The organism is Nonomuraea sp. 10N515B, assembly GCF_052245915.1.
GTDB lineage: Bacteria > Actinomycetota > Actinomycetes > Streptosporangiales > Streptosporangiaceae > Nonomuraea.
In genome coordinates this window covers 259,331-282,146 of the sequence record NZ_JBQQBQ010000002.1, presented here as the reverse complement: position 1 = coordinate 282,146, position 22,816 = coordinate 259,331, and the positions used below count along the sequence as shown (strand labels likewise).

Genomic DNA, 22,816 nt, shown 5'->3' with positions numbered 1-22,816 from the left:
CGGTCCCACGAACGGCAAAACGCCACTTCAGACCGTTAAATCACTCCCCTTCCTTACTTCGGAGGTATGACCGCCTTACCTCCAATACCCCTTATGTAAGACATGCGGAAAGCCCCCGCGGATCCGGCCACAGTGTGCTTTGCCGTGTCCAGATCAAGAAGAGGCGAGGCCCGGATGGCGCGTGGGGAGAGCGGCATGCCACCTGGCGTGCGACCGCTTACGGTGGGCGACCCGGTCATCATCGGCCGATACCTGCTCCTGGGCCGCCTCGGCACGGGCGGGATGGGAGTGGTGTACCTGGCTGAACACCCTCAGGGTGGCCTGGTCGCCCTCAAGACACCGCATACGGTGCATCTCAACGATGCCACGCTACGGGCGCGGTTCGCTGAGGAAGTGGCATTCTCGCGCAGATTGCTGCCTTTCTGCACGGCGGCGGTCGTGGAGGACGGTACCGACAAGGACCGCCCGTACTTGGTCACCGAGTACATCCCGGGCCCCGCGCTCTCGCAGGTCGTGATGGCCAGGGGGCCGCTCACGCCCGACCTGTCCTACGGCGTGGCGCTCGGCGTCGCCGCCGCGCTGGTGGCGGTGCACGAGGCGGGGCTGGTGCACCGGGACCTCAAGCCCGGCAACGTGCTGCTGTCCACGCAGGGGCCGCGCGTCATCGACTTCGGCATCGCCCGCGACGTCGACACGCTGGCCGCGCACACGCAGGCCGGGCAGGTCATGGGCAGTCCCGGCTGGGTGGCGCCGGAGCGGCTGACGGGCGGTCCCGCGCTGCCCGCCTCCGACGTGTTCGCCTGGGGGTGCCTGGTGGCCTTCGCCGCGTCCGGGCACCATCCGTTCGGCGGGGGTGAGCCGGATGTGCTGACCCGGCGGATCCTGTTCGACCCGCCGCGGCTGGAGGGTGTGCCGGCCCTGCTGCGTCCCGCCGTCGAGGCGGCCCTGGCCAAGGACCCCGCCGACCGCCCGAAGGCCGCCGACCTGCTGCGGGCGCTGCTGGCCGCCGGCGGTGTCGGCGATCCCTGGGATCTGCGGCAGGCCGTGTCGGGCGTGCTCGCGGAGATCTGGACCCCCGTGCCGTATCCGCCCGGCGGAGGCCTGGTGCGTCTCGCCTCGCCGCCCGACGAGCCGGAGCCGGGCACGAAGCCGCGCAGGAAGAGCCGCGCCAAGGCCGGCGCGCATCTGTCCCACGCCACCTTCGCGGCCCTGGCCACCGTGTCGATCGCGGCGGTCACGGTGATCGCGGCCTCCGGTGGCGACGGGACGAGCATGGGAGGCGGCTCTTTGGTGCCCGCCGACCCGGCCATCGTCCAGCCCCGCGGCAGCGCCGACTCCACCGTCCGCCGGTCCACCGGTCCGACCGCCGGCCTGCCGCCCACGCGGGCGACCGTGGCCCCGGTCAACTCGACGCCCACGGTGCCCACCGTCTTCGTCACGCCCACCCGCACGCGCAACCCGGCCGCCGTGCTCAGCCCCCCGCCCGGCAGGAAGGACACCACCCGCCCGGAGAACACCAGCGGCCCCGGCGACCCGGGCGGCGCCGACCCCGGTCCGTGCGCGAGCCCGGCGGGGCGCAGGCGGGGCAACGCCGCAGCCCGGCGGGACTGCCCGCAACCGTCCAGCTCGATCAGCACGATCCCGCAGGAAGGGCCGGGCGAGTCCCCGGACCCCTCCGCGACGGTCTCCGCCACTGCGACGCCGACGGCCACCGGCACGTCCTGAGCGGCCGATGGCCGGTCAGGACGTGATGTCCTTGCCGGAGAAGCGGGCCCAGGCGATCGAGCCGAAGAGCACGATGTACGCCCCGAAGGCCAGCAGCCCGTCCCGCAGGACGGCGGTGTCGATGGGGCTGCGCAGGACCGCGTCGAAGTCGGTGAACCGGCTCGGCAGCAGGTAGGGGACGATCGGGGCGAGGTCCGGGATGGCCCGGAGCACCTGGCAGACGATGATGAACACCATGGTCCCGGCGATGGCCCCGATGGACACCTCGGTGAACGTCGACAGCGCCACCGCGACGGCGGCCAGCGCGGCCATGCCGGCGCCGACGTACCCGACGGTGATGAGGATGCGCAGCAGCCCGTCCGCCACGGAGATGGTGGTGCCCGACAGCAGCGTCACGGACCCGCCGGGGAACAGGATCAGCCCCGTCAGCAGCGCCGACAGAGCCACCACCGCGGTGGCCGCGTAGGCGAAGACGACCGCGTTGAGGTATTTCACCGCCAGCAGCCGCGTGCGCCCGGCCGGTGCGGCCAGCAGGTAGCGCAGCGTCCCCGTGCCCGCCTCCCCCGCGATCGAGTCGCCCGCGACCACGCTGACGACCACCGGCATGAGCAGCAGCACGAGGAAGGAGAACGACAGGAACGTCAGCATGAGGCTATTGCCCGCGACATCCTGGATGATGCCGCTCATCTCGTCGTCGCCGCCGGAGCCGGAGGCGATCCAGAGCCCGATGCCGAGGATGATCGGCACGACGCCGAGCACGGCCAGCAGCGCCAGGTTGCGCGGCCGGCGGAAGGTCAGGCCCAGCTCCGAGCCGAGCAGCCGCCAGAACGCCCACGTCCTTCTGGCCGGAGGCGCTGGAGAGCCGATCTGCTCGGCGGGCTCCGGTGGCCGACGTTCAGTGGTGCGCATGGTCTCCGATACGGGCACCAAGCCCGGTGTGCGGCGGGTCTCGCGGGTCTGCGTCCGGGTGTCAGCCGTCGACATCGAATCCCTCTCCTGTCAGCCCGACGAACACGTCCTCGAGGCTCGGCCGCACGACCGCCAGCCCCCGTACGGCCACGCCGTCCTCCACCAGTGCGGCGTTGATCTTCTCCGGGGCGTGCCCGCCCAGCTCGGCGGTCACCTCCGCGTCGCCGGCCCGCACATCGGCCAGGCCCAGCGTGCCGAGCGTGCGCGCGGCGGCGGCCACGTCCGGCGTCTCCACCTTCACGCGGGCGACCAGGCCGCTGCTCAGCGAGGCGATCGTGCCCTGCGCGACGAGCCTGCCGGTACGCATGATCGCCGCGTGCGTGCACATCTGCTCGATCTCGGCCAGCAGGTGGGAGGAGACGAAGACGGTGGTGCCGTCGGCGGCGATCTCTTTGACCAGCGTCCGCACCTCGCGGGTGCCCTGCGGGTCGAGCCCGTTGGTCGGCTCGTCCAGGATGAGCAGCTCCCGCGGCCCCAGCAGCGCGGCCGCGATGGCCAGCCGCTGGCGCATGCCGAGCGAGTAGTTGCGATAGCGCTTGCCCGCGGCGGCCGACAGGCCCACCCGCTCGAGCGCGTCGGCCACGCGCCGCTTGGCGGTGGCGCGCTCCGCGGTCGGGTCGGCGGCGTCGAACCGCATGAGGTTGGCCGCGCCCGACAGGTAGGGGTAGAAGGCCGGCCCCTCGACCAGCGCCCCCACCAGGGGCAGGGCGTGGGCGACCGGCAGGCCGAGCACGGAGTAGGTCCCCTCCGTGGGCGCGACCAGGCCGAGCAGCATGCGGATCGTGGTGGTCTTGCCCGAGCCGTTGGGCCCGAGGAAGCCGAACACCGACCCGCGCGGCACGGCCAGGTCCAGCGCATCCACGGCGACCTGGCCACCCCGGAAACGCTTGGTCAGGCCGTGCGTCACAATCGCGTCCCCCGAGGGCGGGGCCGCCCCGAAGGGCGACCCCGCTTCCAGCGTGATGGCGGTCACTTGACGCCCGCCGCCTTGATGATCTCCTCGGGGGTGACCGCGCCGGCCAGGAGGCGGCCGTCGTCGGTCAGCAGGGCCGTGACGAGCTTGGTCTTGATCAGCTTGCCCGAGCCCCACGTGCCGCTCACCGGGGTGGCGGACTTGAGCACCGTGTCCAGCATCGCGGCCGCGTTGCCGTCCTCGCCTCCCTGCGCCGTCTGGGCCTGCAGATCCGACAGCTTGAAGGGCACGACCGCGACCCTCGACCAGCCGTCGCCGACCCACTTGGCCTCGCCGGCCACGTCGGCGGCGTGCTCGGCGCGCTCCTCGGCCTGCTTGCCGAAGCCTTCCCCGCCCAGCGTCGCCTCCTCCACCTTCGCGCCCGCGGGCGGGGTGAAGGCGAAGTTCTCCTCCGCCGGTGTGGTGAACGTCACCTGCGTGAAGCCCACCTGGTAGGCCGGCTCCGCCGACCCCTTGGCGAACAGCTGGACCTGGAGCGGCACGTACGTCTCGCCGTCGAGCGCGATGCGTACCTCCTGCACCAGCGAGCCCTCGTCCTTGGGCGCCAGCACGAGCTGGTAGGCCGACCGGCCCGCCACCTCGGCCGTGTTGATCACCCGGACGGACGAGTGCTCGTCGACGCCTTCCAGCATCCGCTGCGCCACCTGAGCCGGCGTCAGGTCGGTCGGCTGCGGCACCGGCGTTTTGTGCTGCTGCTCGCCGCCTGCCTTGACCGTCAACTTGGTCGCGGTGTTGGTGGCGCTGTCCCAGTACCAGCCCTGGTCGCCGTTCACGATCAGGTTGGTCTCGTTCAGCTGGGTCGGCATGGCCACCCGGAACTTCTGGTCGCCGCCGTACCAGACCTTCACCTCGTGCGAGCCCGACAGCAGACTGAGCGGCGAGGTCTCGCCGCCGGTCTGCGGCAGCGCGGGCAGGCCCAGCGACGCCGTCTGCTGCACGGTGCCGGACATCGGCGCGATGCCCTGCTGCTTGCTGGTTGCCGCCGCGGCGTCGGCGAGCAGTTGCTCGGCCGACCTCTCGGGCAGCACTGGATCGCCGCTCACCGCGGCGATGACGGGGCCGGCGCCGATCGCGGCTCCGATCACGGCCGCAGCCGCGATCGGGACTCCCCACCTCACGAACGTGCCTCTGCGCATCTCACTCCTTAACGGTATGTCGATGCTCAGAGCCTGCGTGATGCATCCTGTGGCAGACCTGAGACTGTCTGAGACGGCTCTCAGTCTTCTCAGCGTCGTCTCAGCGCAGGAACAGGAGAATCGCCATATGAGAGTACTTGTCGTCGAGGACGAGCGGCGCATGGCCGCCGCGCTCCAGCGGGGGCTCCAAGCTGAGGGGTTCGCGGTGGACCTCGCCCACGACGGCGAGGAGGGACTGCACGCGGCCAGGCAGGGCGACTACGACGTCGTGGTGCTCGACATCATGCTGCCCCGCCTGTCGGGCTACAACGTGTGCAAGCGGCTGCGTGCCGAGGAGAACTGGGTGCCGATCCTCATGTTGTCCGCCAAGGACGGCGAGTACGACATGGCCGACGGGCTCGACCTGGGGGCCGACGACTACCTGACCAAGCCGTTCTCGTACGTGGTGCTGGTGGCCAGGCTGCGGGCGCTGCTGCGGCGCGACTCGGGACGGCGGCCGGCGGTGCTCATGGCCGGCGACCTGACCCTGGACCCGGCACGGCGCAGGGTGGAGCGCGGCGGGACCTCGGTCGAGCTGACGCCGCGGGAGTTCGCGCTGCTGGAATTCCTGATGCGCAGGCGCGACGAGGTGGTGTCGAAGTCGGAGATCCTGGAGCACGTGTGGGACACCTTCGACACCGACCCGAACGTGGTCGAGGTCTACGTCGGCTACTTGCGCCGCAAGATCGACGCCCCGTTCGGCAGGAACGCGCTGCAGACCGTGCGCGGCGCCGGCTACCGCCTGGCGGGCGATGGTGGCTGATCTCATGACCTCGGGAGGTCCGTTCCCTTCGTCCTCCCCGCTCGGGTGGTGGCGGCGCCAGGGCCTGCGGTTCAGGCTGACCGTGGCGGCCTCCGCGGTGCTCGCGCTGGCGCTCGCGCTGTCGGCCGCGGTACTGCTCACCGTGCTGGACCGGGCCCTGATGGACACCGTGGACGAGAGCACCAGGCGGCAGGCGGACGCGGTGCGCGTGGCGGCCGACGCCGGCACGCTGACCAGCCCGATCACCACCCACGACGGCACGCTCGTGCAGGTCATCGACGCCCAGGGCCGGATCACGCACGTCACGTACGGCACCGACAGGCTCGTGCCGCTGCTGGACGCCCCGGCCAGGGCGCGGGCGCTGCGCGACGGGCAGGCGAAGCTGCTGGACGGGCGGCCGTACGCGATCCCGGGGTTCCTGCGGGTGATCGTGCTCAGCGCGGACCGCGGGCAGACGGTGGTGGCGGCCCGGCCCATCACCGAGATCCAGACCAGCCTCGGAACCGCCGGACGGGTCCTGCTGGTCGGCACGCCCGGGCTGATCGTGCTCCTGGCCGTGGCGAGCTGGCTGATGATCGGCCGGACCCTCCGCCCGATCGCCGCGCTGCGCCGGGGCGCGGCCGACATCACGCACACCGCCAGGTCGCGCCGGCTGCCGGTGCCGCAGTCGCGCGACGAGGTGCACTCGCTGGCCACCACGCTCAACGGCATGCTGGCCCGCCTGGAAGAGGCCGAGCAGCGCCAGCGGGCGCTGGTCTCCGACGCCGCGCACGAGCTGCGCAGCCCTCTCGCCAGCATCCGGCTGCAGCTGGAGGTGGCCCTCGGCCACCCGGACGGCCAGGACTGGCAGGAGACCGCCGAGGGCGTGCTCGAGGACGCGATGCGGCTGTCCAGGCTGGCCGAGGACCTGCTGGCGCTGGCCAGGCTGGACGAGCGCGGCGGCGTGCCGGCCAGGCGCGAGCCTGTCGACCTCGACGAGGTGGTGCGCCAGACCGTCGACAGGTACGCCGAGGCCCGGCTGACCGTCTGCGACCCGGTCGTGGTGCGCGGCGACGCACTCGACCTGAGCCGCGTGCTGACGAACCTCATGGACAACGCCGTACGCCACACCGCCTCCAAGGTGGAGGTGGCGCTGACCGCCGACGGCGTGCTGACCGTGACCGACGACGGTCCCGGCATTCCCGAGCAGGATCGCGAGCGGGTGTTCAACCGCTTCACCAGGCTCGACAGCGGGCGCAGCAGGGACGAGGGCGGCGCCGGGCTGGGGCTGGCGATCGTACGCGAGACCGTGCGGGCGCACGGCGGCACGGTGGCCCTGGAGGACGCCGCGCCTGGGCTCCGCGCCGTGGTGCGGCTTCCCGTGTCCCGCTGACCCAGCGCGTCAGTGCGGTTCGGGGGGTTGGATGGGGGATCGTAGGGGGATCATGGAGCGTTCCGAAAAGTGGTCAGGCGGCTGTCCCCTTTTCGGCGGTGGCCAGGAAGTCCTGGGCGATGAGCGGCAGGCGGCGGCGGGCGTGCACCACGGCGATGACGCGACGCACGGCGGGTTCGAGCGAGCGCACCACGAGACCTGCGCGACCGGCCTGCTCGGCCATGCCGCGATACCACAGCAGGGACGCCTGGCCGGCACGGACCGCGTTGAGCCAGCCGTTGCGCTCGTCGGTTTCGAGCACGACCACCGGGGTGACCGCGTACTTGCCGAACATCGCGTCGAGCTCCCTGCGCCGGGTGCTGCCGCGGGCCGGTAGCGCCAGGCGCATACCGTGCAGTTTGCCCATCGGCACCGGATTGGGCAGTTCGAGCCCTGGTGGGGAGATCAGCACGATCTCCTGGCGTTCGAGCGGATGCGTGATGAGGTCGGCGGGCACGGGGAGATCGGTGAGCCCGAGATCGGCTCGTTGATCCCTTATCGCAGTGACGACGCCCTCTCTGCCGTCGCAACGCACGATCTGGATGCGGACGCCCGGATGCTCGGCCGTGTAGGCGGGCAACAACCGCCCTGCGAGGCCGGGCTCGAGGCTCGGGGTCGAGGCGATGCGGAGCTCGGCCTCGGCGACGCTGCCGTGGTTGGCCAGGCCCTCGATCTCGTGAACGGCGTCGAGTGCCTCCCTTGCCAGCTTGACCACCCGGCGGCCCTGTGCGGTGACGACCACGCCACGGCCGGAACGAGCGAAGAGCGTCATGCCGAGCTCGCGTTCGAGATCGCGGATCGCGCGGGACAGCGCAGGCTGCGCGATGTAGAGCGACCTGGCCGCGTCGGTCATGGTGCGGTGCTCCGCAGTCGCGACCACATAGCGGAGCTGCTGGAGATTCATGCCAAAGAAGCTAGGACACCGCCCGCTCCGCGGATGGGGAGATAACCGAGATCACCTCGAATGATTTCGGACTGTAACCGAGCACTGCTACATCCGTGACGGGTGATACGTCAGTATGCTTTTGCCCCAAATTTGCCAAGGGTCCGTCAAGTCGCGGCGCAGAGCAGGCATTACCGACAACCGGGTGAACGGGGAGACACGGTGACAGGGAACGGGCAATATCCACCCCCACCACAAGGGCCAGGCCAGCCACAGCGGCCACCCTCGTTGCCATGGCCGCCGCCGGGTTACCGTCAGCCGCAGCCTCAGGGCGGCACTCCGTACGGACCGCCCCAGGGACACCCGCCGCAGGGGCCGCCCTATCCCCCGCAGGGCGCTCCTCAGCACGACGGGCTGACGCGCCCGTACACGCAGCAGGTGCCGCCGCCACCGCCGTCGTACGGGCCGCAGTACCGGCAGCCCTTTCCTCCCCCGCCACCGCCGCCTCCACCGCCGCCGATGCCGCCGCGGCAGTGGCATCAGCCGCCGCGCAGGAAGTCCGGCATGGGCGTCGTCGGGGTGCTCGGCATCGTGTTCGGGTCGATGGCGGCGTTGTTCGTGCTGATCGTCATCGGGGCGGCTATGCTCAAGACCTCGTCGCGGTCGGAGACGACAAATCCCATCGCGATCCCGTCCTACGAGCCGCCCTCGCGCGATACCGACGACTCCGAGCCCCTCCCCACGCGCACCCGCGAGAGCGAGGACCCCGACACGCAGGCCACCCCGCCGCCCAAGGTCACGCTCAACACGAGCCTGAAGAACAACACCGTCTACCGGGCGGGCGCGCTGCCCCGGCTCAACTGCCCGGCCGGCAACGCCAGCATCTTCAACCACAGCCAGCTCAAGGCGCTGATTCTCAAAACCGGCAAGTGCATGGACCGGGCGTGGGGACCGATCCTGCAGAAGCAGGGCATCGCGTTCCGCCCGCCGGGTTACGCCATCGCCTCCAGGCGCGGCAGGGGCGCGTGCGGCGACTATCCGCACGCGGGCAACATCGTGCCGTACTACTGCCCGCGCAACAGCACGATCTACGCCTCCACCATGGCCATGGCCAGGGGCAACGGCAACTCCCGCGGCTACGGCGAGATCATCTCCTGGCATGGTGGGATCGTCAGCATGATGGCCCACGAGTACGGCCACCACGTCCAGAACATCACGGGCCTGCTGAACTCGTGGTGGGACAGCACGCTGGACTCCTCCAGCCAGAGCGGCAAGCTGGCGCTGAGCCGGCGGCTGGAGCTGCAGGCCACCTGCTTCGGCGGCATGTGGATGCGGTCGGTGGCGGCGTCGTACCCGGTGAGCATGGCCGACCGCAGGCAGCTGTTCCGGTTCTACGGCCAGGTGGGCGACTATCCGGGTTATCCGCGCGACCACGGCTCGCCGCTGAACAACAACCGCTGGTTCCGGCAGGGGTGGGAGAAGAGCAAGGCATACCAGTGCAATACGTGGCTGGCGCCCTCCTCAACGACCTCCTGACGGCAACGTGGTGTTCATCTCAGGTTGGGCACATGTCTCTGATGTCCAGATATGGGGACTAGAATCCTGGCAATCTTGTGCTCAATGGGGGGCAAGCGAACAGTTTTGCCTGGTAGGCGTGTGAAGGAGCCGGTGTGAGGAAGCGCGATGGGGTCGACGCCGTGCCAGGAGGCAGGAAAGAGCGTCCCCCGCGCCGTCCGCGTCCGGCACCCGGCTCCCGCGCCCCGCGCTTCGCCAAACCGCTGACGACCGCCTCCGTGGTCGGCTGGACCGCTCTGTCCGCCCTCGTGCCCGGTGCCGCACATCTGCGCGCCGGGCATCGTCGTACCGGGCTGGTTCTCGTCAGCCTGTACGCGCTGGTGCTGCTCGGGGTGCTGGGCTTCGCCCTGACCCGGAAGGACCTCCTGACGAGCCTCACCACCTTCACCGACGACGGCATGATGGTCACGGTGATCGTCGTCGCCTCGGTGCTCGCGCTCGCCTGGTTCGCGCTCATGGTCGTCTCGTACGTGGTGCTCGGCCCGAACCGGCTCAACCAGCAGGGCCAGATGGTGACCGGCATCGTGGTGGGCGTGCTGTGCGTGGCCGTCATGTCGCCGTTCGCGCTGGCGGCAAGCTATGTGCAGACCGCCCAGAGCGCGATCAACGACATCTTCCCCTCCTCGCCCGACTCCGACACGCCGCCCGTCGCCCAGAACCCCGAGGACCCGTGGGGCGGCCGGACCCGGGTGAACTTCCTGCTCGTCGGCGGCGACGCGGCGGGCAACCGCACCGGCGTGCGGACCGACAGCATGAACGTCGCCAGCGTGGACATCAAGACCGGCAACACGGTCCTGTTCAGCCTGCCGCGCAACCTCCAGCACGTGCGCTTCCCGCCGTCCTCGCCGCTGCACAAGCAGTTCCCCAACGGCTTCATGGCCGAGCTGCCGAACGGCGGCCTGCTCAACGAGGTCTGGCAGTACGCCAACGACCACCCGGAGATCATGGGCGGCAAGAACAAGGGCTCGCGGGCGCTGATGGACGCCATCGGTCACACGCTGGGCCTGAAGATCGACTACTACGCCCTGATCAATATGTACGGCTTCGCGGCGCTGGTCGACGCCATCGGCGGCCTGAAGATCCGCGTCGAGCAGGACGTCAAGTGGGGCGGCCTGTACGGCACGGCGGGCACGATCAAGGCCGGTACCCGGAAGCTGTCCGGCGAGCAGGCCCTCTGGTACGGCCGCTCCCGCGTGAACAGCGACGACTTCTCCCGCATGGGCCGCCAGCGCTGCGTCATCGGCGCCTTCGCCCAGCAGGCCACGCCGACCGTCATCCTGACGAACTTCAACAAGATCGCCGGCGCCGCGAAGCGCATGGCGTCCACGAACATCCCGCGACCGCTCGTGCAGCCGCTGGTGGAGGTGGCCGTCAAGGTCAAGGACGCCAAGATCACCAGCCTGCAGTTCGTGCCGCCGGACTTCTGGCCGGGCAGCGCGGACTGGGTGAAGATCCGCCAGGCCGCGAAGAAGGCGATCAACGACTCCATGCGCCCGCGCAAGCAGGCTCAGACGGCCGGCGTCAGCGCCTCGCCCGGCGTCACGGGGGCCACGCCGACGAAGACCAGCGCGGCCGCGCCCACGCAGACCCCGACCCGCAACAGCCAGAAGAGCGGCGCCAAGTCCCTCGACGAGCTCTGCGGCCTCTGACCGTCACACGGTCACGGGAAGCCGTTGTGTGCCCCTGACCCCGTCCGGCCCACCGCCGTGGGACGATGCCAGACACCAGGACTGGCGACGCAGGGCGGGCTGGAGTGACCAGACCCAGCCACCACGCACAAGGAGGTGACCTTGGTGGCTACGTTGGACACACGCCGGCAGATCCACTCCGCCGGGCTTCCTCAGCGGCGGTCCGCGCGATCGTGCCCAAAGGCAAGCAAGCATCTGCGGCTGCTCCAGCGAGCCGACGGCTACACGTATACGATCACGAAGGAAGTACACCGGTGCGCACCCTGACGGCGAACCGCCTTTCCCTGCCCCGCTACGCGGGAGTCCGTTTCCTTCCCGGCCTGACGGCCGGAGTATCCACGGAGAAGGTCCGATGACACTCCAGGCGCAGAGGCCGGTCAATGGCGAAGAGAAGGCTCACTGGCTGGCCGTCCGGCCGAGGCTGATCCTCGCCAGCGCCTTCATGCTCTTCCTCGAGCTGGCGCTGATCCGGTGGACCGGGTCCAACATCGTCCACCTGAGCTACTTCACCAACTTCGTGCTGCTCGGCTCGTTCCTCGGCATCGGGCTCGGGTTCCTGCGCGTGGGGCGTTCGCAGCGGCAGCCGTACTATTCGCCGATCGTGCTCGCCGTCCTGGCCGTCGTCGTGCTGACCTTCCCAGTGACCGTCGACAGGGACACCGAGGGCGTCCTGTACTGGACGAGCCTGTCCACCAGCGGACCGCCCGCGTGGCTGATCCTGCCGGTCATCTTCTGCGCCGCCGCCCTGATCCTCATGGGGCCCGCCGAGCTCGTCGGCCGCTGCTTTCCGGAGCTGCCGCGGCTAGAGGCCTACCGCTACGACCTGATCGGCAGCCTGACCGGCATCGCGGCGTTCACGGCGCTGTCGTTCCTGAGCGCGCCGCCGCTCTTCTGGGGGCTGATCGCCGCGATCTGCTACGGCCTGCTGCTGGTCCCGCGGCCGCGCGCGCTCTACGTGGGCCTGGTGACCGTGCCCTCCCTGGTCGTGGTGGGCCTGCTGCTCGCCGAGACCCTGACGGCCGGGGCGATCTGGTCGCCGTACTACAAGGTCACGCATAGGCAGTTCGAGGAGGCCGGCGTCGGCGTCATCGACATCGCCGTCAACGGCATCCCGCACCAGCGGGCCGTGACCGCCGCCGCTCGCCTGCGCTTGGAGCGCCAGTACGGGCTGCCGTACGAGCGGACGACCAAGCCCCCGAAGGACGTGCTCATCGTCGGCGCGGGCAGCGGCACCGACGTGGCGATCGCATTGTCCAAGGGCGCGAGCCACGTCGACGCCGTGGAGATCGACCCCAAGCTGCGCGAGCTCGGCGGCTCACTGCACCCCGACCGCCCCTACGACGACCCTCGCGTCACCACCCACATCACCGACGGCCGTGCCTTCCTGGAGCAGACCGCCCACAAGTACGACCTGATCCTCTTCGCCCTTCCCGACTCGCTCACCCTCGTCTCCGGGGCGAGCGCGCTGCGGCTGGAGAGCTATCTGTTCACCGAGGAGGCCATGCGGGCCGCCCAGGAGCACCTCAATCCCGGCGGCACGTTCTCGATGTACAACTACTACCGCGAGAGCTGGCTCGTCGACCGCCTGGCCTCGACCATGCAGCAGGCCTTCGGGCACAAGCCCTGCGTCGACGTCGTGAGCACCGCGGGCCAGCAGGCCGTGATCACCGCGGGCCTGACCGCGGCCGATCAGCGCTGCGCCGCCGCGTGGCCCGGCGCCGCCCCGGGCACCCCGCAGCCCGCCGACGATGACCGGCCCTTCCTCTACCTCCACGACGCCACGATCCCGCCGATCTACATCATCACGCTCACCCTGATCCTCATCGTCAGCCTGCTGGCCGTCCGCGTCGTCGCGGGGCCATACCAGCGGATGCGGCCCTACGCCGACCTGTTCCTGCTGGGCGTGGCGTTCATGCTGCTGGAGACCAAGAGCGTGACCGGGTTCGCGCTGCTGTTCGGCACCACGTGGGTGGTCAACGCCATCGTGTTCGCCGGCGTGCTGGTCGCCGTGCTCGCCGCCGTCGAGGTGACCCGCCGCTTCCGCACTCCGCCGCTGCCGGTCATGTACGGGATCCTGCTCGCGGGCCTCCTGCTGGCCTGGCTGGTCCCGAACGCGTGGCTGCTGTCCCTGCCGCTGCCCCTGCGCGCGGTGGCGGCCGTGACGGTGGCGTTCCTGCCGATCTTCGCCGCGAACGTCGTCTTCGCCAAACGCTTCGCCGACACGGCCGACGCCACGACCTCCTTCGGGGCGAACCTGCTGGGGGCGATGGTGGGCGGCTGCCTGGAGTACGCGGCGCTGGTGATCGGCTACAAAGGCCTGCTCATCGTCGCCGCCCTTCTCTACATCGGCGCGCTGGCCCTGTTGCCCCGCAAACGCGCGCTGGTGTGAAAAATGTCGTCCACTTCGCGCCGTTTGGGGGTGTTCTCGCAGGTCACATCCCTGAAACCCGCTGGACGCGCATCCCCGGATGAAGGAATGTTGGGAGGTTCCTTCCCTCCAGAAGATCTTCGGTGGTGACACATGCGTGTCCTGATCCAGCTCCGCCCCTCCCCCGATCTCGTCGCGGCCGTGGCCGATCCCGGCCGGACGGCCACGACGGCCGACGTGGCCGACGGCCTGCCCGGGGTCGAGCTCGACACGGCCTTCGTCCCGGTGGCCGTGCCGCGGCCGGTTCCCGTGGCGGGCGGCGATCCCCTCTCGCTCAATCAGCCGCTCGACTTCTCGCTGGCCGCCGAGGACGCGTCCGTGCTCGTACGCGGCACGATCTCGGACGACGAGCTGGCCTCCAGGGTCACACTTCTGCCCACGCTCAGGCCCGACGTGGTGGGGATCTTCTCCGACCCGGTGATCGAGTCCTCTCCCACCTGCGGCGGCGACTCGCCGAACGGTGACTGGCACGACGTCGAGCGGCTGCTCAACGTGGCGGGGCTGCAGGCCGAAGGGCTCGACGGCTCAGGGGTGGCGCTGGCCGTGCTCGACACCGGCGTCAACGCCGCCCACACGGCCAGACAGCTCGGCAGGGCCGTCACGCTCGACGCGCCCCGGTGCTGGAGCCCCTCCGGGGTGACGGGCAAACCGGGCGAGTTCGAGGTGGATCACGGGACGATGTGCGCGTTCGACGCGCTCATCGCCGCCCCGCAGGCCTCGCTCATCGACATCCCGCTGCTGCTGTCCACCCGGCCGGGCGGCTCGGCGCTCGATGGGCTGCTGTCGGACGCGGTGTCGGCGTTCGCGCATCTGCGTACCGTGCTCGACGCCCAGCCGGCCGCGACGCGGGCGCTGGTCGTGAGCAACTCGTGGGGGTCGTTCTCGCCCGAGTGGGACTTCCCCGTCGGACATCCGGGCAACTACTCCGACAGCGCCGCCCATCCGTTCAACCTCATGGTGGCCGCCCTGGACCGGGCGGGGGCCGACGTGCTGTTCGCGGCGGGCAACTGCGGGCAGGAGTGCCCGGACGGCCGGTGCGCCTACCCCAACCGGCCCATCGTGGGCGCCAACTCCCACCCGAAGGCCCTGTCGATCGGCGGCATCGACGTCAACGGCGACCGGGTGGGTTACTCCTCGCAGGGGCCGGGGCGGCTGACCGCCCGTAAGCCCGACGTGTGCGGTTACACGCATTTCCTCGGGTCGGCGGCGTTCGGGAAGGGCGAGCCGGACTCGGGGACGTCCGCGGCGACGCCGGTGGTCGCGGGGCTCGTGGCGGCGGTGCGTACCCGGTGGCCGGCGGCCAAGTTGTCGCCGGCGCAGCTGCGGGCGCTGCTCCGGCGCAGCGCGGAGGACCGCAGCGAGGTCGGGTTCGACTACGACTACGGGTACGGGATCGTGGATCCGGGCGGGATCATGGCCGCGCTCCAGCGACGGGCCAAGAACGCGGCCTGAGCCCATCGCGCCCCGGCCGCCCTTCGGCTGGTTCCTCATCGGGAGCGGGGGCGAATGATCGGGCTAGGCGTTCTCCCGGTTGAACACCCGGGTCCCGATCGTGAGGCTGAGCACGGCGAAGACCGCGGTCACCGCCACGCCGGCGCCCACGGTGCCGGTCAGGTAGCGTCCCTGGAACAGCTCGCGCACCGCCTCGAGCACGTACCGGAACGGGCTGATGTGGGAGATGGCGTCGAGCCAGCCCGGCGCCATCGACATCGGCAGGAACGAGCCGGACAGCAGGATCAGCGGGATCACCGCCGTGGACATCACCGGCGCGAAGAGCTGCTCGTTCATGGTCAGCGCGATGGCGTACGACAGCGCCGCCAGGCTGACACCGAGCACGACCACCAGCACGAAGCCGGCCAGCAGCCCCATCGCCGGAGCGCGCAGGCCCAAGGCGAAGGCCACGGCCAGGAGCAGCAGTGTCTGGATGATCAGCGTGACCGCGTTGTTGAGCACCCGCCCCAGCAGCAGCGCCAGGCGGCTCGCGGGGGTGACGCGCATGCGTTCCAGCACGCCGGAGCGCTTCTCGAAGACCACGCCGATGCCGGCCAAAGCCATGCTCATCAGCCCCAGCTGGATCATGAGGCCGGGCACCAGCGTCTCCCACGTGCCGAAGGTGGTGAAGATCGGCCCGAACAGCACCAGGAACAGCAGTGGCTGGATCAGCCCGAAGACGATGCCGACCCGCTGCTGGAGCGTGACCCGCACGCCGTGGCGGAACAACACCCAGGTGTCGCGCAGCATCAGGCGCCCACCTCCTCGCGCAGCGACCGGCCGGTGATGTCGAGGAACACGTCGTCGAGCGTGCGCCCGCCGGCCTTCAGCTCGGCCGGGGTGCCCTCGGCCACGATGCGGCCGTGGTCGATGATCAGCAGCCGGTCGCAGAGGGCGTCGGCCTCGTCGAGGTAGTGGGTGGTGAGGAAGACCGTCGTGCCCTTCTCCGCCCGCAGTGAGCGGATGTGGTCCCACAGGTTGGCCCGGCTCTGCGGGTCGAGCCCGGTCGTCGGCTCGTCAAGAAAGAGCAGGACGGGCTCGTGCAGTAGCGCGAACGCGATGTCGAAGCGGCGCCGCTGGCCGCCCGACAACGTGGCGGCCGGCCTGGACTCCAGGCCGGTGAGCTCCAGCCGGGCCAGGACTTCCCGCGACCTGGCGGTGGCCTCCTCCCGGCTCAGGCCGTAGAGCATGCCTTGGAGTTCGAGCTCGCCCTTCAGCGGCGTCATGGGCGGGAACCCGCTGCCCTGGGCGACGTACCCGATGCGCTTGCGCACCTCGCGAGCGTCGGCGAGCTGGTCGTGCCCGGCCACCGTGGCGCTGCCGGACGTGGGTTTGAGCAGGGTGGTCAGCATGCGCATGGTCGTGGTCTTGCCCGCGCCGTTGGGGCCGAGGAAGCCGACGATCTCGCCGGGCTCCACCGTGATGTCCACGCCTTTGACGGCCTCCACGCCGCCATCGAAGGTCTTCGTCAGACCTGAAGTCACAATCATTTCATCGCCTCCAAAATTGAGGTAAGCATAATTTTGGTGTCACTGCAAATTTGGTAGCATGAGGGCATGCAAGAAGGGCTGCGGGAGCGGAAGAAGCGCGAAACCAGGGAGCGCATCGCGGACATCGCGATGGGGCTGTTCATGGCGCGGGGGTTCGACAGCGTGACCGTGGCCGAGGTGGCGCGGGCCGCCGACGTGTCGGTCAACACGGTCTTCAACTACTTCAGCACCAAGGAAGACCTGTTCGCCGATCGGCAGCAGATGGCCGTCGACCTGCCGCAGCAGGTGCTGCGGGAGCGCGAGCCGGGGGAAAGTGTGGTGCGGGCGTTCCGGCGCGACTATCTCGACGCGATCGACACCCGCCACTGGCGCCACGGGCTCAACCTGGGCGGCGACGTGTTCGCCAGGATCGTGGGCGCCAGCCCGGCCCTCATCGCCAGGATGCGCCAGATCCACGAGGAGCGCGAGGAGGGCCTGGCACGGCTGCTGGCCGACCAGGTCGACGCCGCGCCGGACGACCTCACGCCGCGGCTGGTGGCGGCGCACCTGCTCAACACGACGCGGATCCTGAGCGGGTCCGCGGTCGGCAGGATGCGCGCCGGCGAGGAATGGGAGAGCATCGAGCCCGATCTCAGGGCGCAGGCGGAGAAGGCCTTCGACCTGCTGGAGTCAGGACTCGGTGACTACGGCCGAGAGCCGCTAGTAGCTGTTGCTGGTGGCGAAGCCGCCGCTGATCAGCGCGATGCCGAAAGCGAAGATCAGAAACGCGAACGTGATGATCATTAGGACGCTGCTGATGATGCCGCAGATGCGCCCCGCCTGGATGTGGCCGCGGTTTTCGTAGGGATAGCCGCTCTGGTCGATCTCGCGCAGCGCCTTGGTGCCCATCGACCACGCGAACGGCCCGAGGAAGCTGCACACCACCAGGCTCAGAATGCCGAGCACCAGGATGGTGGTGCCGTTGGGATGCGTGTGCGGCTGCGGGCCGTAGTAGGAGGGCCCATAGTTCGGATACGACATGATCGCTCGGTGCCCCCTTGTTTGCGGCAGTCAGGTGGGTTTTATACCACAGACGCCGCCTTGATCATCTTGCGTCATCATGGAACGGCACCTGACCGATCCCTCTAGGAGCCTTCCCCCGTGCGTGAACGCACCCAAGCCATCCTCGCCCACCAGAGTTTCCAGCGGTTCATCGTCAGTGTCATCCTGATCAACGCGGCCACGCTGGGCCTGGAGACCTTCCCGGCCGTGGTGGAGCGCCACGGCGCCCTGCTCACCGTGATCGACCACGTCGCGCTTTACATCTTCGCCGCCGAGCTGCTGGCCAAGATCTACGTCGAGCGCCTGTCGTTCGTCCGCGACCCGTGGAACATCTTCGACTTCGCGATCGTGGCCATCGCCTTCGCGCCCTCGTCGGGCGGCCTGTCGGTGCTGCGGGCCCTGCGCATCCTGCGCGCGCTGCGACTGCTGTCGGTGGTGCCGAGCCTGCGCCGGGTGGTGTCGGCGCTGCTGCGGGCCATGCCAGGAATGAGCTCGATCGTCGTGCTGCTTGCTTTGGTGCTGTACGTGGCCGCGGTCATGGCCACCAAGCTCTACGGGCAGACCGATCCCGAGCGTTTCGGCAGCCTGCCGACGTCACTGTTCACGCTCTTCCAGACGATGACGGGCGACGACTGGGGCAACATCGCCAGGGACGTGATGGTCCAGCACCCATCGGCGTGGATCTTCTTCACCGTCTTCATCCTGCTCTGCACGTTCGTGGTGCTGAACCTGTTCATGGCGGTCGTGGTCAACGCCATGGACGAGGAGAACACCGAGGAGCTGGCCGCGATCGAGGACACCACGGCGGCGCACACCGAGCGGATCCTGGAGGAACTGGCCGAGCTGCGCAAGGAGGTCGCCGAGCTGCGCCGGCAGGGGTCCCTGGGCTGAGCCGCGCACACCGTGCTCGGCGCCGAGCACGGTGGAGGCGGCGAAGCCACGGCTAACGAGAGTAGAACTCCACCACGAGCTGCTCGTCGACGGGGACCACGATCTGCTCACGCTCGGGCCGGTGCGTCAAGGTGAAACGCAGGTCGGCGTGGTCGACGGAGAGGTACGCCGCAGTGCGCTCGTCGGCGTAGACGCCCTCGGCGGCGGCCACGAACGGCTGCATCGTGCGGGAGCGCGCTCTGACCGTGACGACCTGACCCGGCTTGACCAGGTAGCTGGGGATGTCCACCTTGCGGCCGTCCACGGCGATGTGCCCGTGATTGATGTACTGCCTGGCGGCGTAGATCGATGGCGCCAGTCCGGCGCGCAGCACGAGCGAGGCCAGGCGGCTCTCCAGGATGGTCACCAGCTCGGCACCCGACGCGCCCGACTTGCGCACCGCGAGGTCCCAGTAGCGGCGCAGCTGCCGCTCCGACACGTCGTAGTACCAGCGCAGCTTCTGCTTCTCCATCAGCCGCAGCCCGTAGTCGCCGGTGCTGCGGCGGTTGGTCTTGCGGCCGTGCTCGCCCGGAGGGTAGGGGCGCTGCTCGAAGTAGCGGACGGCTTTCCTGGTCAGCGGGACGCCCGCGCGACGCGACAGTCGCACCTTGGGACCGGTGTAGCGCACGTTCACCTCAATGTGATTAGGTAGTCCTTACTTAGGTAAGGCTAACCTACCAGAATGTTGGAGTCGTCATGCTGCCCATCCCCGAGCGGGTTCGCACCCTCGCCGCGACCGCGAGCGTCGCGAAGCTCTCCGTCGACGGCGCCCCCTCCCCCGCTCGCGGCGGCGTGGATGAGCGCGGCCGTCCCGTCCTGCTGGTGCTGCCCGGGGAGGCGCTGCACGGCGTGCGCGAGGACGCCGTGGCGGCGGTGAACCTCACGGCGATGCGGCAATTGGGCGATGTCACCCACCCGCGCGGGCTGATCGAGGTGCAGGGCTGGGCGGAGGCGGTGCCGGAGGGTGAGGCGCGGGCCGCGGCCGTGGCGGTGGCCGCGCACAGCGCGGATGAGAGCCTGTTCGAGGCGCTGGAGCGGTTCGGTGAGCCGGACGCGCCCCGGCTGCTGCGGGTGGACGTGGGCCAGGTGGTCTACCTGACCGGGCAGGAATCGGGGCTGCTGGACGCCGATGACTACCTGGGCGCCGCGCCCGACCCGCTGGCCGAGACGGCCGAGCGGGTGCTCGCCCACGTCAACTCCGCGCACCGGCCCCAGCTGACCGCGGGCGTCTCGCGGCAACTCGGGGAGCAGCCCGGCGAGGTGTGGCTGTGGGAGCTGGACCGGTTCGGCGCGACGGTACGGGTGGACGAGGCGCTGGTGCGCTTCCAGTGGCCGAGCCCGGCGAACACCGGCCTCTGCCTGGAAACGGCCCTGCGCGGTCTCCTTTGCAGCTGTTGATCACGGTTCGATGTGCATTAAGCGGACATACCTCCACATAGGCCACGGGAGCGTCCCCACGTCTTTAGCATTTGCTGCGTGAGTGGAAGGCATGCGATATCGAGCACGGCCGGGTTCGCCGACCAGAACGGCCGGCGCAGGCGGGCATTCGTGATCGCGGCGGTGCTGCTCGGCACGCTGATGCTGGCCGCGGCCGCGATTCTGATCGGCGGCGCGTTCGGCACGACCAGGCTGGACGCGGTCGAGTGGCCGGAGCCCGGGAACGGCGCGCCCGAGAAGTCCGGGCCGGCCGCGACCGGGTCGAGCCCGACGCCGGCGGCGACGTTGGAGCGTGCCAGGTCGATCGCGCCCACGGTCTCGGCTTCGCCGGCTCCCCGGCGGACGGCGACCCCGGCACCCACGCGGTCCCGGACCGCGGGCGTGCGGCAGAGCCCGAGCCGGTCCGCCGCGCCGGCCACCTCCCGGGCGGCGACGCCGTCGCGATCCGCCACCGCACCGTCGCAGTCCGCCACCGCACCGACGCCGACCGAGGCCGAGCCGACCGCGCCCGGCAAGACGCGGCAGCCTCCGGGGCGGGACCCGGACAAGACGCCCGGCGGCAAGAAGTAACCCGGCCGGACACCCGCATGGCCTGATTTCTCGGCTCCAAGCTATGGAATGAAGCATTCCGTTCTGTTAGTATCGGAACAGAACAAGCCGTTCCGATACAGGAGGCAGAGATGACCGCCCTCGACATCCGGCCGGTGCAGGCGCCCGTCGAGCCGACGCCCTACAGGTGGCGCTGGCCCGCGCTCGCGGTGGTCCTCGCCGGCTCGGTCATGGAGCTGCTCGACGCCACCGTCACCAACATCGCGGGCCCCACGATGCGCGCCGAGCTCGGCGGCGGTGCCTCGCTCATCCAGTGGCTCGGGGCGGCGTACACGCTGGCCATGACCGCGGGGCTGCTGACCGGCGGACGGCTGGGTGACATCGTCGGCCGCAAGCGCATGTTCCTCATCGGGGTCGCCGGATTCACGGCCGGGTCGCTGATGTGCGCGCTCGCCTTCTCGCCCGAGACCATCATCGCGGCCAGGATCGTGCAGGGGCTGTTCGGGGCGGCCATGATCCCGCAGGGCATGGGGCTGATGAAGGAGATGTTCCCGCCCAAGGAGCTGGCGGCGGCGATGGGGCTGTTCGGGCCGGTCATGGGACTGTCCGCGGTGGGCGGGCCGATCCTGGCGGGCGCGCTCACCAGCGTCGACTGGCGGCTCATCTTCGTGATCAACCTGCCGATCGGCGCGGTGACCGCGCTGGCCGCGCTGCGTTTCCTGCCCGGCTCGCGGCCCGCCGGGGGTGTCCGGCTGGACCTTCCGGGGGCGCTGCTGGCCTCGGCGGGGACCGTGCTGATCGTGTTCCCGCTGGTGCAGGGTGGCGAGCAGGGGTGGCCGGCGTGGTCGTTCGCCATGATGGCGGCCTCGGGCGCGGTGTTCGGGCTCTTCGCCTGGTACGAGCGGCGCAGGGCCGCGCGCGGCGGTGACCCGCTGGTGGCGCCGAGCCTGTTCCGCAAGCGCGCGTTCGTGTCCGGCATGGCGACCGGGACCATCTACTTCGCCGCATTCGCCGGGGTCTTCCTGGTGATCGGGCTCTACACGCAGCTCGGCCTGGGATACTCCCCGCTCAAGGCGGCGCTGACCGGCGTTCCCTCCTCGCTCGGCATGATCGCGGGCATGGGCGTGGCGCAGGCCCTCCAACGGCACGGGCGCCGGGTCCTGCTGGGCGGCGCGGTGGTCATGGCGCTCGGCGTGGCCGGCCTGATCGCCGTCGCCGCGCCCGGCGTCTCCCCGTGGCAGCTGGCGCCCATGCTCGCGGTGACCGGCCTGGGCAGCGGGCTCATCATGACGCCGTACTTCGGCATCGTCATGGCCGCGGTCGAGTCCGGCGAGACCGGCTCGGCGTCCGGCACCCTGACCGCGCTACAGCAGGTCGGCGGGGCGCTGGGGCTGGCGCTGCTGGGGACGGTGTACTTCGGCACGGGCAGCGTGCAGGCCACGCTGGGCGTCGCGGCCGCGATGATCGCCGCCACCTTCGCGGTCGGGCTGCTGCTGCCCAAGCAGGCCAGGGAGGACGCGGACCTCGCGCACTGAGCACCGCGACACCTGGACACCGGCCGGCTCACTCGAGCCGGTCGGTGTCCCTTTTTCCCGCCTGTTCCATGCCGGCAAGCAGGTAGCCCAGGCCCTCGTCGAACGTGGCGTCCCAGTCGAGGGCGAGCCCATGCTCGGCGAGCGCCGGGTAGCGGTCTGCGCGTTCGCGCAGGAACGCGCCGGTGTCCTCGGCGTCGCGGTCCTGCCAGGTGACCTGCATGACGACCGAGCCCATGACGTAGTTGGACAAACTGTAGGCGGCGGCCGTGGGCGCGCCGAAGCCCGCGCCGATCAGGGTCCGGTAGAGGAAATCGGTGCGTTCCAGCGCGTTCGGGCCCATGAGCGGGCGGTCGAGGATGGTGGCCGACCATGGGTGGCGCAGCAGGGCCGCGCGCCAGCCGCCGATCAGCTCGCGTACCGCCGCCTGCCATCCGCCGGCCGGGCCCGGCAGTCGCACCTCGCCGAAGACGGCGTCCAGGGCCAGGTCCAGGACGTCGTCCTTGGTCTTGACGTGCCAGTAGAGGGTGGTCGAACCGGTGTCCAGCCGCTCGGCCAGGCGGCGCATGGTGAGCCGGTCCGCGCCCTCCTCATCGAGCAACGCGACCGCCTCCGCCACGATCCGCTCCAGCGTCAGCGTCTGCCTCGGCGCCTTTCGGGGGCGCGACCACACGTTCTCCACGGCCCCGATAATACGTTGTACGAGTCACCGGATCGATGGTCTAGTAGTAGAACGGGGATCGAGGGGAGGGACCG

General features: G+C 70.4%; 21 protein-coding genes. 12 read left to right on the top strand and 9 right to left on the bottom strand.

The window, feature by feature from the left end; all coding sequences use genetic code 11:
• The first annotated feature begins 207 nt into the window (after window positions 1–207).
• A complete protein-coding gene (locus ACTWQA_RS03675) occupies window positions 208–1,725 on the top strand; it encodes a protein kinase domain-containing protein (protein ID WP_443157877.1) in 1,518 nt (505 codons plus the stop codon).
• 15 nt (window positions 1,726–1,740) lie between these two features.
• On the opposite strand, the gene ACTWQA_RS03670 is transcribed toward ACTWQA_RS03675, so the two are convergent.
• Genes ACTWQA_RS03670 through ACTWQA_RS03660 form a run of 3 tightly spaced genes read right to left on the bottom strand, consistent with a single transcriptional unit; the run spans window position 1,741 to window position 4,803 of the window.
• A complete protein-coding gene (locus ACTWQA_RS03670) occupies window positions 1,741–2,709 on the bottom strand; it encodes an ABC transporter permease (RefSeq protein WP_443157876.1) in 969 nt (322 codons plus the stop codon).
• Complete coding sequence (locus ACTWQA_RS03665) at window positions 2,696–3,667, bottom strand: ATP-binding cassette domain-containing protein (protein ID WP_443157875.1); 972 nt, start codon at window positions 3,665–3,667, stop codon at window positions 2,696–2,698. Before ACTWQA_RS03665 ends, ACTWQA_RS03670 begins: the two co-directional genes overlap by 14 nt.
• A complete protein-coding gene (locus ACTWQA_RS03660) occupies window positions 3,664–4,803 on the bottom strand; it encodes a LolA family protein (protein ID WP_443157874.1) in 1,140 nt (379 codons plus the stop codon). Before ACTWQA_RS03660 ends, ACTWQA_RS03665 begins: the two co-directional genes overlap by 4 nt.
• 127 nt (window positions 4,804–4,930) lie before the next feature.
• On the opposite strand from ACTWQA_RS03660, the gene ACTWQA_RS03655 reads away from it, so the two are divergent.
• Both ACTWQA_RS03655 and ACTWQA_RS03650 read left to right on the top strand, forming a co-directional pair.
• A complete protein-coding gene (locus ACTWQA_RS03655) occupies window positions 4,931–5,605 on the top strand; it encodes a response regulator transcription factor (protein WP_305917889.1) in 675 nt (224 codons plus the stop codon).
• A gap of 4 nt (window positions 5,606–5,609) precedes the next feature.
• Window positions 5,610–6,977 carry a sensor histidine kinase gene (locus ACTWQA_RS03650; protein ID WP_443157873.1) on the top strand — a complete coding sequence of 456 codons (1,368 nt, stop codon included), beginning with the start codon at window positions 5,610–5,612 and terminating at the stop codon, window positions 6,975–6,977.
• 73 nt (window positions 6,978–7,050) lie between these two features.
• Here ACTWQA_RS03650 and ACTWQA_RS03645 read toward each other — a convergent pair whose 3' ends face one another.
• The gene (locus tag ACTWQA_RS03645) at window positions 7,051–7,920 is read right to left on the bottom strand and encodes a LysR family transcriptional regulator (RefSeq protein WP_443157872.1); all 870 of its coding nucleotides are present in this window, start codon (window positions 7,918–7,920) and stop codon (window positions 7,051–7,053) included.
• Window positions 7,921–8,463: 543 nt separating this feature from the next.
• On the opposite strand from ACTWQA_RS03645, the gene ACTWQA_RS03640 reads away from it, so the two are divergent.
• From ACTWQA_RS03640 to ACTWQA_RS03625, 4 genes are all read left to right on the top strand, one after another.
• Entirely contained in the window at window positions 8,464–9,435 is a 972-nt protein-coding gene (locus ACTWQA_RS03640) for a neutral zinc metallopeptidase (protein ID WP_443157871.1), read from the top strand.
• 134 nt (window positions 9,436–9,569) lie between these two features.
• Window positions 9,570–11,123, top strand: a complete 1,554-nt coding sequence (locus ACTWQA_RS03635; protein WP_443157870.1) for an LCP family protein — start codon at window positions 9,570–9,572, stop codon at window positions 11,121–11,123.
• A 391-nt stretch (window positions 11,124–11,514) separates the two neighbouring features.
• Complete coding sequence (locus tag ACTWQA_RS03630; protein ID WP_443157869.1) at window positions 11,515–13,551, top strand: spermidine synthase; 2,037 nt, start codon at window positions 11,515–11,517, stop codon at window positions 13,549–13,551.
• A 132-nt stretch (window positions 13,552–13,683) separates the two neighbouring features.
• Complete coding sequence (locus ACTWQA_RS03625) at window positions 13,684–15,042, top strand: S8 family peptidase (protein ID WP_443157868.1); 1,359 nt, start codon at window positions 13,684–13,686, stop codon at window positions 15,040–15,042.
• A 63-nt stretch (window positions 15,043–15,105) separates the two neighbouring features.
• Here ACTWQA_RS03625 and ACTWQA_RS03620 read toward each other — a convergent pair whose 3' ends face one another.
• A complete protein-coding gene (locus ACTWQA_RS03620) occupies window positions 15,106–15,831 on the bottom strand; it encodes an ABC transporter permease (protein ID WP_305917896.1) in 726 nt (241 codons plus the stop codon).
• Window positions 15,831–16,571: an ABC transporter ATP-binding protein gene (locus tag ACTWQA_RS03615; protein ID WP_443157867.1), complete on the bottom strand. Its 741-nt coding sequence runs from the start codon at window positions 16,569–16,571 to the stop codon at window positions 15,831–15,833. The genes ACTWQA_RS03620 and ACTWQA_RS03615 overlap by 1 nt, the downstream gene beginning before the upstream one ends.
• A gap of 66 nt (window positions 16,572–16,637) precedes the next feature.
• Here ACTWQA_RS03615 and ACTWQA_RS03610 point away from each other — a divergent pair, with 66 nt between their 5' ends.
• Window positions 16,638–17,357 (top strand): TetR/AcrR family transcriptional regulator, encoded by a 720-nt coding sequence (locus ACTWQA_RS03610; RefSeq protein ID WP_443157866.1) that lies wholly within the window; start codon window positions 16,638–16,640, stop codon window positions 17,355–17,357.
• Here ACTWQA_RS03610 and ACTWQA_RS03605 read toward each other — a convergent pair.
• Window positions 17,271–17,591, bottom strand: coding sequence for a DUF4190 domain-containing protein (locus tag ACTWQA_RS03605; RefSeq protein WP_443157865.1), 321 nt, complete (start codon window positions 17,589–17,591; stop codon window positions 17,271–17,273). The genes ACTWQA_RS03610 and ACTWQA_RS03605 overlap by 87 nt on opposite strands.
• A 120-nt stretch (window positions 17,592–17,711) precedes the next feature.
• Between ACTWQA_RS03605 and ACTWQA_RS03600 the strand changes: the two genes are divergently transcribed.
• A complete protein-coding gene (locus ACTWQA_RS03600) occupies window positions 17,712–18,503 on the top strand; it encodes an ion transporter (protein ID WP_443157864.1) in 792 nt (263 codons plus the stop codon).
• Between the two features lie 52 nt (window positions 18,504–18,555).
• On the opposite strand, the gene rpsD is transcribed toward ACTWQA_RS03600, so the two are convergent.
• Window positions 18,556–19,170, bottom strand: a complete 615-nt coding sequence (rpsD, locus tag ACTWQA_RS03595; RefSeq protein ID WP_443158025.1) for a 30S ribosomal protein S4 — start codon at window positions 19,168–19,170, stop codon at window positions 18,556–18,558.
• A 68-nt stretch (window positions 19,171–19,238) separates the two neighbouring features.
• On the opposite strand from rpsD, the gene ACTWQA_RS03590 reads away from it, so the two are divergent.
• From ACTWQA_RS03590 to ACTWQA_RS03580, 3 genes are all read left to right on the top strand, one after another.
• The gene (locus ACTWQA_RS03590) at window positions 19,239–19,940 is read left to right on the top strand and encodes a DUF2470 domain-containing protein (protein ID WP_443157863.1); all 702 of its coding nucleotides are present in this window, start codon (window positions 19,239–19,241) and stop codon (window positions 19,938–19,940) included.
• Window positions 19,941–20,018: 78 nt separating this feature from the next.
• A complete protein-coding gene (locus ACTWQA_RS03585; protein WP_443157862.1) occupies window positions 20,019–20,549 on the top strand; it encodes a hypothetical protein in 531 nt (176 codons plus the stop codon).
• Between the two features lie 110 nt (window positions 20,550–20,659).
• A complete protein-coding gene (locus ACTWQA_RS03580) occupies window positions 20,660–22,063 on the top strand; it encodes an MFS transporter (RefSeq protein ID WP_443157861.1) in 1,404 nt (467 codons plus the stop codon).
• A 28-nt stretch (window positions 22,064–22,091) separates the two neighbouring features.
• Here the strand turns inward: ACTWQA_RS03580 and ACTWQA_RS03575 are convergent, their stop codons facing one another.
• On the bottom strand, window positions 22,092–22,742 hold the full coding sequence (locus ACTWQA_RS03575) for a TetR/AcrR family transcriptional regulator (protein WP_443157860.1): 651 nt from the start codon (window positions 22,740–22,742) through the stop codon (window positions 22,092–22,094).
• Window positions 22,743–22,816: the final 74 nt, after the last annotated feature.

Bases quoted from the DNA above. Each gene is read 5' to 3' on its own strand.
- ACTWQA_RS03670 (WP_443157876.1), bottom strand. From the start codon at position 2,709: ATGTCGACGGCTGACACCCGGACGCAGACCCGCGAGACCCGCCGCACA.
- ACTWQA_RS03660 (WP_443157874.1), bottom strand. From the start codon at position 4,803: ATGCGCAGAGGCACGTTCGTGAGGTGGGGAGTCCCGATCGCGGCTGCG.
- ACTWQA_RS03655 (WP_305917889.1), top strand. From the start codon at position 4,931: ATGAGAGTACTTGTCGTCGAGGACGAGCGGCGCATGGCCGCCGCGCTC.
- ACTWQA_RS03650 (WP_443157873.1), top strand. From the start codon at position 5,610: ATGACCTCGGGAGGTCCGTTCCCTTCGTCCTCCCCGCTCGGGTGGTGG.
- ACTWQA_RS03645 (WP_443157872.1), bottom strand. From the start codon at position 7,920: ATGAATCTCCAGCAGCTCCGCTATGTGGTCGCGACTGCGGAGCACCGC.
- ACTWQA_RS03640 (WP_443157871.1), top strand. From the start codon at position 8,464: ATGGGCGTCGTCGGGGTGCTCGGCATCGTGTTCGGGTCGATGGCGGCG.
- ACTWQA_RS03630 (WP_443157869.1), top strand. From the start codon at position 11,515: ATGACACTCCAGGCGCAGAGGCCGGTCAATGGCGAAGAGAAGGCTCAC.
- ACTWQA_RS03625 (WP_443157868.1), top strand. From the start codon at position 13,684: ATGCGTGTCCTGATCCAGCTCCGCCCCTCCCCCGATCTCGTCGCGGCC.
- ACTWQA_RS03620 (WP_305917896.1), bottom strand. From the start codon at position 15,831: ATGCTGCGCGACACCTGGGTGTTGTTCCGCCACGGCGTGCGGGTCACG.
- ACTWQA_RS03615 (WP_443157867.1), bottom strand. From the start codon at position 16,571: ATGATTGTGACTTCAGGTCTGACGAAGACCTTCGATGGCGGCGTGGAG.
- ACTWQA_RS03610 (WP_443157866.1), top strand. From the start codon at position 16,638: ATGCAAGAAGGGCTGCGGGAGCGGAAGAAGCGCGAAACCAGGGAGCGC.
- ACTWQA_RS03605 (WP_443157865.1), bottom strand. From the start codon at position 17,591: ATGTCGTATCCGAACTATGGGCCCTCCTACTACGGCCCGCAGCCGCAC.
- ACTWQA_RS03590 (WP_443157863.1), top strand. From the start codon at position 19,239: ATGCTGCCCATCCCCGAGCGGGTTCGCACCCTCGCCGCGACCGCGAGC.
- ACTWQA_RS03580 (WP_443157861.1), top strand. From the start codon at position 20,660: ATGACCGCCCTCGACATCCGGCCGGTGCAGGCGCCCGTCGAGCCGACG.